This window comes from Cellulosimicrobium cellulans (assembly GCF_042723955.1).
GTDB lineage: Bacteria > Actinomycetota > Actinomycetes > Actinomycetales > Cellulomonadaceae > Cellulosimicrobium > Cellulosimicrobium cellulans_H.
Genome location: NZ_JBHXIC010000016.1, coordinates 26619 through 33367 on the forward strand (window position 1 = coordinate 26619; position 6749 = coordinate 33367).

A 6749-nucleotide genomic window follows, 5' to 3' on the forward strand; every position below is an offset into this window, starting at 1 on the left:
TTCTTGCTCATCTGAGCGCACGTATGCGCATATGTTATCGATCCGTGACCGAGGCGCGTTGCTTGTGACCTCGCGCTGTCCATACTATCGACATACGAGCAACAGTGTGCTCATATGAGCACCCGCAAGGAGGCGAGAAGTACATGTCGCGACGACGCGTCCCCGACGAGGTCGGGATCGCGGGGATCTTGGTCCTCGTGGTGGTGGTGATGAGTCTGCTGTCCCCGAACTTCCGCACCGCCGGGAACTTCGAGGTCCTGCTGCTGAACGGCGCCGTGGTGGCGCTGCTCGCGCTGGGCCAGACCTTCGTGCTGCTCACCGGCGGCATCGACCTCTCGACGGGGTCCAACCTCGCCCTGACGGGCATGTCCGCGGCGCTCGGCATGCAGGCCGGCCTCCCCTGGTGGGCCGCCACGATCCTGGCGCTCGTCGTCGGTGTCGCGGTGGGTCTGGTCAACGGGGTGTTCGTGCACTACCTGCGCCTGCCCCCGTTCATCGCGACGTTCTCGATGTTCGGCATCGCCGGCAGCATCCCGATGATCCTCACGGGCGCCGCGTCGGTCACGGTGCGCGACCCGATGTTCGCCTTCCTCGGCCGCGGCGGTGTCTTCGGCATCCCGACGCCGATCCTCATCGTCGCGCTCGTCGCCGTCGTCTTCAGCGTCCTGCTGGCGCGCACGAGCACGGGCGTCCACATCTACGCGCTCGGCGGCAACAAGGAGACCGCGCGCCTCGCGGGCATCCACACCGGGCGCACGACCCTCTTCGTCTACGCGGTCTCCGGCCTGTGCGCCGCCCTCGCCGGCGTCGTGACGACCTCGCGCCTCATGGTCGGGTACCCGTCCGCCGGGTCGGGCAACGAGCTCTTCTACTCGATCGCCGCCGCCGTCGTCGGCGGGGTGAGCCTGTTCGGCGGGGTCGGCTCGATCGGCGGCGCGCTGCTCGGCGCGGTGCTCATCGCGACCGTCTCGAACGGCATGAACGTCGTCGGCGTCGACAGCTTCTGGCAGCCCCTCGTCATCGGCGTGATCATCCTCGCCGGCGTCAGCCTCGACACCTACCGCCGCTCGCTCTCGACCACCGGGGGGAGAGGTCGCCTCTTCCTCCAGCTCCTCCAACCACGCCGCGCCTCCGGCGCCACGTCCTGACCCCACCGCTCGAAGGAGAGTACTCATGCGACGCAAGATCATCGTCTCGGCCCTCGCCGTGACCGCCCTCGCCCTCGCGGGCGCCTGCTCCGCCGTCGACACCGGCACCGGCAACGGCGACACGAGCGGGAGCGGCTCGACCGACCAGGCCCAGACCACGCTGCCCGCGTCGTGCGACGGGGAGAACCCGTACGTCGCGGTCAGCCTGCCGAACCTCACCAACCCGTACTACGTGGCCATGAAGCAGGGCTTCGAGGACGGCGGCGCCGCCAACGGGTTCGAGGTCGAGGTCCAGGTCGCGAACGACGACGACGCCCAGCAGCTCGCGCAGGTCGAGGCCATGCTCCAGAAGGACCCGTGCGCGCTCGCGCTGAACCCCGTGAAGTCGGAGCCCGCCGCCGGGATCGTCAAGGCGGCGAACGACGCGGGGGTGCCCGTCTTCACCGTGAACGTCATCGTCGACGAGGACGCGCTCGCCGCCCAGGGCGCGACGATCGTCCAGTACCTGGGCGCGGACAACGAGGCGGGCGGCCGCGCGATGGGCGAGAAGGTCCTCGAGGACCTCGGCGCCGACGCGGCGCTGAGCATCGGCTTCATCACCGAGCCCGACGAGCGTCCGGTCGTCATCCGCGACGAGGGCTTCACCGACGCGGTGTCAGCCAACCCGAACGCGGAGGTCGTCGCCAAGGTCGACGGCAACGTCAAGCCCGACGACTCGCTGCGCGTCACGGGCGAGATGCTCCAGGGCAACCAGGACGTCAACGTCATCTGGGCCTCGACCGGCCCCGCCGTCTACGGCGCGCTCCAGGCCCTGGGCAACCGCACCGACGTCGCGCTCTACGGGTTCTGCGCGTCCGAGGAGCCGCTCACCGAGGTGTACCGCGGCTGCGTCGCCCAGGAGCCGGAGAGCTACGGCACCCAGGTGACCGAGCAGATCCGCGCGTACGTCGACGGCGAGGACGTCGAGCCGGAGATCCTCCTGCCGCTCAAGGCGTTCACCGTCGGCGAGACCCCTGCGCCGGGGGAGGTCGGCTGACATGACCGACGGCACGACGTCGGTCCCGCGGGGCGCCGCCGAGCGCGGCGCCCTGCGGGCCAGCGGGATCGTCAAGAGCTTCTCGCACGTGCGGGTCCTCAAGGGCATCGACCTGACGCTCGCGGCGGGGACGGTCACGGGGCTCGTCGGGCACAACGGCGCCGGCAAGTCCACGCTGCTCCGCGTCCTCGCGGGGGCGCACCCCGCCGACGAGGGCACGGTGACCGTGGACGGCCGCGCGCTGCCCCAGGGCTCGCCGACCGCCGCGCTCGACGCGGGGATCTCGACCGTCTACCAGGAGCTGTCGCTCCTGCCGAACCTCACGGTCACCCAGAACGTGTTCCTCGGCCGCGAGCTGTCGCGCGGGGGAGCGCTTGACCGCCGCACCATGCGCGAGCAGGCCCGCGCGCTCGCGGACCGGTTCGGACTCGCGGTGGACGTCGACCGCAAGCTCGGCGCCTACCCCGTCGCGACCCGCCAGCTCCTCGAGATCGCGGTGGCCGTGGCGCGTGACGCGCGCTACCTGCTGCTCGACGAGCCGACGACGAGCCTCGAGGGCGGGCAGGTCGAGCGGTTCCTCGAGACCGTGCGCGACCTGGCCCGCACCGAGGGCCTGGGGATCCTGCTCGTCGACCACAAGCTCGACGAGCTGTACGCGGTCGCTGACCACGTCGTCGCGCTCGTCGACGGCGAGGTCCGCATCGCCGGCCCGGCAGGCACGGTCGACCGGCAGGCGGTCGTGCACGCGATCGCCGGGGACGAGGCCGTCGCCTCGACGGGCGGCGTCACGGAGGCGGCGCGCCGCGCCGACGTCGTCCCGCTCGACACGGGCGCACGCCCGTCCCTCGTGGTGCGGAACCTGCGCACGCCCGCGCTCGCCGACGTCAGCCTCACGGCCCACCCCGGCCGCGTGCTGGGGGTCTACGGGCTCATCGGCGCCGGTCGCACGGAGCTGCTGCGCACGCTCGTCGGCCTCGACAGGGTCCTGGCCGGGAGCATCGAGCTCGACGGCGCGCCCTACCGACCCGCGACTCCCGCCGAGGCCCAGCGTCGAGGTCTCGTCTACCTCACCGAGGAGCGCAAGGTCGACGGCATCGTCGGCGGCCTGGACGCGACGACGAACGTCGTCCTCCCGGTCCTCGACCGGTACCGCCGGCTCGGCCTGCTCGACAAGCGCCGGATGCGCCGCGAGGCGACGGCCCTCATGGACCGCATGCAGGTCCGCGGGGACCGCGAGGGCCCCGTCGAGCGCCTGTCCGGCGGCAACCAGCAGAAGGTGCTGCTCGCTCGGGTCCTGGCGCAGGCGCCCCGCGTGCTGCTGCTCGACGAGCCCACCAAGGGCGTCGACATCGGCGTCAAGACCGAGATCCACCGCCTCCTGCGCTCGCTCGCGCACGACGACGGGCTCACGGTCGTCGTCGTGTCGAGCGAGGAGGAGGAGATCCTCGAGCTCGCGGACGACGTCGTCACCCTCACGGAGGGCCGGTGCGACGGCGGCGTCGTCGCAGCCGGCGACCTGTCCTCCGTGGACCTGCGGCACGCGGCCTGGAGCGCCGCGTGACCACACCGAGAACACCTGGACGAGGAGTACCCATGACCATCCCCGACACCACGACGCGACGCCGTGCCGCCGTGCTCGAGACCGCCCGGGCCGTCGTCGCGCACGAGGCGCAGGGCGTCGCCGCGAGCGTGACCGACCTGGGCGACGTGTTCCTGGACGTGGTCCAGCGGGTGTACGAGTGCACGGGCAAGGTCTTCGTCACCGGGGCCGGCACCTCCGGCGCGGTCGCGCGCCGCATGGCGCACCTGCTGTCCGTGTCCGGCACGCCGTCCGTGTTCATCTCGGGCGCGGACGCGCTGCACGGCACGATGGGCGCGATGGCGCCGGGCGACATCCTCGTCGCGATCTCCCGCGGGGGCGGGAGCGACGAGATCAACGACCTCGTCGTGCGCGCGAAGGAGCGCGGCGTCGACACGGTCGTCGCGGTCACGGCGGACGCCTCCTCGCGCCTCGCGCGGAACGCCGACGTGGTGGTCGAGCTGACGATGATCCCCGGGATCGACCCCGGCGAGGTCATCGCGATGGGCTCCACCCTCGTGACGGCAGCGTGGGGCGACGCGCTCGCCGTGGTCCTCATGCGGATGCGCGGGTACTCGTGGGCGAACGTCCTGCACTCGCACCCGTCAGGGGCCGTCGGCAAGATCGACGAGGCACCCCAGGAGCTGCCGCCCCTCGAGCCCTACTGGAAGTAGTCATGGACCTTGTCGCAGGGGTCGACTCGTCGACCCAGTCCTGCACCGTCGAGCTGCGCCGCCGGGACGACGGCGCGCTCGTCGGGACCGCGTCGGCCCCCCACCCCCGGACCGCGCCACCCGTCAGCCGGCAGGACCCGCGGGACTGGTGGGCCGCGTTCCGGGCGGCGTTCTCGGGCGCCCTGCGCGACGCCGGCGCCGACGCGGCGCAGGTCGTCGCGATCGCCGTCGGCGCGCAGTGCCACGGGCTCGTGCTGCTCGACCGGAGCGGCGAGCCGCTGGCTCCCGCGCCGCTGTGGAACGACACGACGGCGGGTCCCGCGGCGGCGCGGATCGCCCGTGAGTACGGGCTCGAGCGGTGGATGCAGGACGTCGGCATGGCGCCGTCGTCCGCGCTGACGATCATGAAGCTCGCGCACCTGGCGGAGACCGAGCCCGCGCTCCTCGAGCGCGTCGCGCACGTCCTCGTGCCGCACGACTACCTCACCTTTCGGCTCACGGGGTCGGCGGTCACCGACCGGTCCGACGCCGCCGGGACCGGCTACCTCGACGTCCACCGCGGCGTCTGGCGGCCCGAGCTGCTCGGCCGCTTCGTCTCGCCCGAGGTCGGCTGGGAGGACGTCCTGCCCACCGTCCTCGGGCCCGACACCCCGGCCGGGACGGTGAGCCCGCACGTCGCGGCCGAGCTCGGGCTCGGTCCGGGCGTCGTGGTCGGACCGGGCGGTGGAGACCAGCACCTCGCTGCCGTCGGTCTGGGCCTCGTCGAGGGCGACCTCGGCGTCTCGCTCGGCACGTCCGGCGTCGTGCTCAGCCCGCGCCGCGCGTCCGTGGTCGACCCGCTCGGCACGGTCGACTCCGTGTGCGACGCGACCGGCGGGTACCTGCCCCTCGCCTGCACGCTCAACGCCGCCAAGGTCACCGACACCTTCGCGCGGCTCCTCGACGTCGACCACGCGACCCTGGAGCGCCTCGCCCTCGCCGCACCAGCCCGGGCGGAGCGTCCGACGCTCGTCGCGTACCTCGACGGCGAGCGCACCCCGCGCCGGCCGGGCGCGACCGGCGTGCTCGGCGGGATCACCGGCGAGACCACTCGGGAGGACCTCGCGCTGGCGGCGTTCGAGGGCGTCGTGGCCGGGCTCGTCGGGGCCGCCCGGGCGCTCGACCGGGCGGGTGTCGACACGACCGGAGAGGTCGTCGTCAACGGTGGGGGCGCCCGGTCGCTCGCGTACCGGCAGGTCCTCGCCGACGCCCTGGGCCGCCCGGTCGTGCGCCGCGCAGCCCCGGAGGCGACGGCACGCGGGGCGTGCGTCCAGGCCGTCGCCGTCCTCGAGGGCACCACCGTCGCGAGCGTCGCCGCGTCGTGGACGCCGCCCGTGCTCGACGTCGTGCCGCCTCGCGACCGGCCCGCGACGATCGACGCCCCCTACTACGACCAGCTCGCCACGGTCGCGGACCGGCCCCGGCCGCCCGTGGCCTGACCGCACCACAGCGGACCGACCGCACCACCAGGGAGAACGCATGCTGTACATCGACTCCGCCGACCGCGACCAGGTCGAGCGGCTCCTCGCGACCGGCCTGTTCGCCGGTGTCACCACGAACCCGACGATCCTGTACCGGTCGGGGCTGACGGTCGACGACGTCCCCGCCGTGTACCGGTGGGCGCGCGCGGCCGGGGCCGGGACGGTGTTCCTCCAGGCCGTCGGTCCGGACGAGGCGGCGCTCGAGGCGCACAGCCGAGAGCTCGTCGACCTGGGGCCGGACGTCGTCGTCAAGCTGCCCGCGACGCGCGACGGCCTCGCCGTGTCCCGCCGGCTGACGCGCGAGGGGGTGCCCGTGCTCGTCACTGCGGTCTACCACGCGTCCCAGGCGCTCCTCGCGGACGCGGCCGGCGCGGGCTGGGTCGCGCCCTACGTGGGACGGATGGGGGACCTCGGGCTCGACGGCGTCGAGCAGACGACCGACCTCCACGCGACGTTGCTCGCCTCGGGTCGGGGATGTCGGGTGCTCGCCGCGAGCCTGCGCGACACGACGCAGGTCGCCGCGCTCGCGGTCCGCGGGGTCGAGGACTTCACCCTGTCCACCGCGCTCTGCGCGGCGCTCCTCGAGAACCCGGACACCGTCGCCGCGGCGGCGCAGTTCGAGACGGACGCCCGCGCGGCGGTATGACGACACCTCCGGACGGACGAGGCCTCCGGACGAACGACGACGCGGGGGGGGGGGCGGGGGCCCCCCCCCCCGCGGGTGGGGGGGGGTGTGGGGGGGGGGGGGGGGGGCGCGGGGGGTGAGTGGTGGGGGTGGAGTTTTTACAAAAA

6 protein-coding genes are annotated in these 6749 nt (G+C 73.6%); all 6 read left to right on the forward strand.

All coding sequences use genetic code 11. The annotated features are described in order from the left end of the window. Positions 1 to 143: 143 nt before the first annotated feature. From ACFWH7_RS06665 to ACFWH7_RS06690, 6 genes are read left to right on the forward strand one after another with little or no spacing between them, the layout of a single operon-like run. Complete coding sequence (locus tag ACFWH7_RS06665; RefSeq protein WP_378215690.1) at positions 144 to 1148, forward strand: ABC transporter permease; 1005 nt, start codon at positions 144 to 146, stop codon at positions 1146 to 1148. Positions 1149 to 1173: 25 nt separating this feature from the next. Next, positions 1174 to 2184, forward strand: a complete 1011-nt coding sequence (locus tag ACFWH7_RS06670; protein WP_378215691.1) for a substrate-binding domain-containing protein — start codon at positions 1174 to 1176, stop codon at positions 2182 to 2184. Position 2185: 1 nt separating this feature from the next. Then, positions 2186 to 3745: a sugar ABC transporter ATP-binding protein gene (locus tag ACFWH7_RS06675; protein WP_378215692.1), complete on the forward strand. Its 1560-nt coding sequence runs from the start codon at positions 2186 to 2188 to the stop codon at positions 3743 to 3745. A gap of 32 nt (positions 3746 to 3777) precedes the next feature. Next, entirely contained in the window at positions 3778 to 4437 is a 660-nt protein-coding gene (locus tag ACFWH7_RS06680; protein ID WP_087470396.1) for a KpsF/GutQ family sugar-phosphate isomerase, read from the forward strand. 2 nt (positions 4438 to 4439) lie between these two features. Further along, complete coding sequence (locus tag ACFWH7_RS06685) at positions 4440 to 5915, forward strand: FGGY family carbohydrate kinase (RefSeq protein ID WP_378215693.1); 1476 nt, start codon at positions 4440 to 4442, stop codon at positions 5913 to 5915. A 40-nt stretch (positions 5916 to 5955) separates the two neighbouring features. Beyond that, entirely contained in the window at positions 5956 to 6603 is a 648-nt protein-coding gene (locus ACFWH7_RS06690; protein WP_378215694.1) for a transaldolase family protein, read from the forward strand. The last annotated feature ends 146 nt before the right edge of the window (positions 6604 to 6749 follow it).

What these genes read in the sequence shown, in the direction of transcription:
- ACFWH7_RS06665 (WP_378215690.1), top strand. Translation starts at nt 144, where the DNA reads ATGTCGCGACGACGCGTCCCCGACGAGGTCGGGATCGCGGGGATCTTG.
- ACFWH7_RS06685 (WP_378215693.1), top strand. Translation starts at nt 4,440, where the DNA reads ATGGACCTTGTCGCAGGGGTCGACTCGTCGACCCAGTCCTGCACCGTC.
- ACFWH7_RS06670 (WP_378215691.1), top strand. Translation starts at nt 1,174, where the DNA reads ATGCGACGCAAGATCATCGTCTCGGCCCTCGCCGTGACCGCCCTCGCC.
- ACFWH7_RS06690 (WP_378215694.1), top strand. Translation starts at nt 5,956, where the DNA reads ATGCTGTACATCGACTCCGCCGACCGCGACCAGGTCGAGCGGCTCCTC.
- ACFWH7_RS06680 (WP_087470396.1), top strand. Translation starts at nt 3,778, where the DNA reads ATGACCATCCCCGACACCACGACGCGACGCCGTGCCGCCGTGCTCGAG.
- ACFWH7_RS06675 (WP_378215692.1), top strand. Translation starts at nt 2,186, where the DNA reads ATGACCGACGGCACGACGTCGGTCCCGCGGGGCGCCGCCGAGCGCGGC.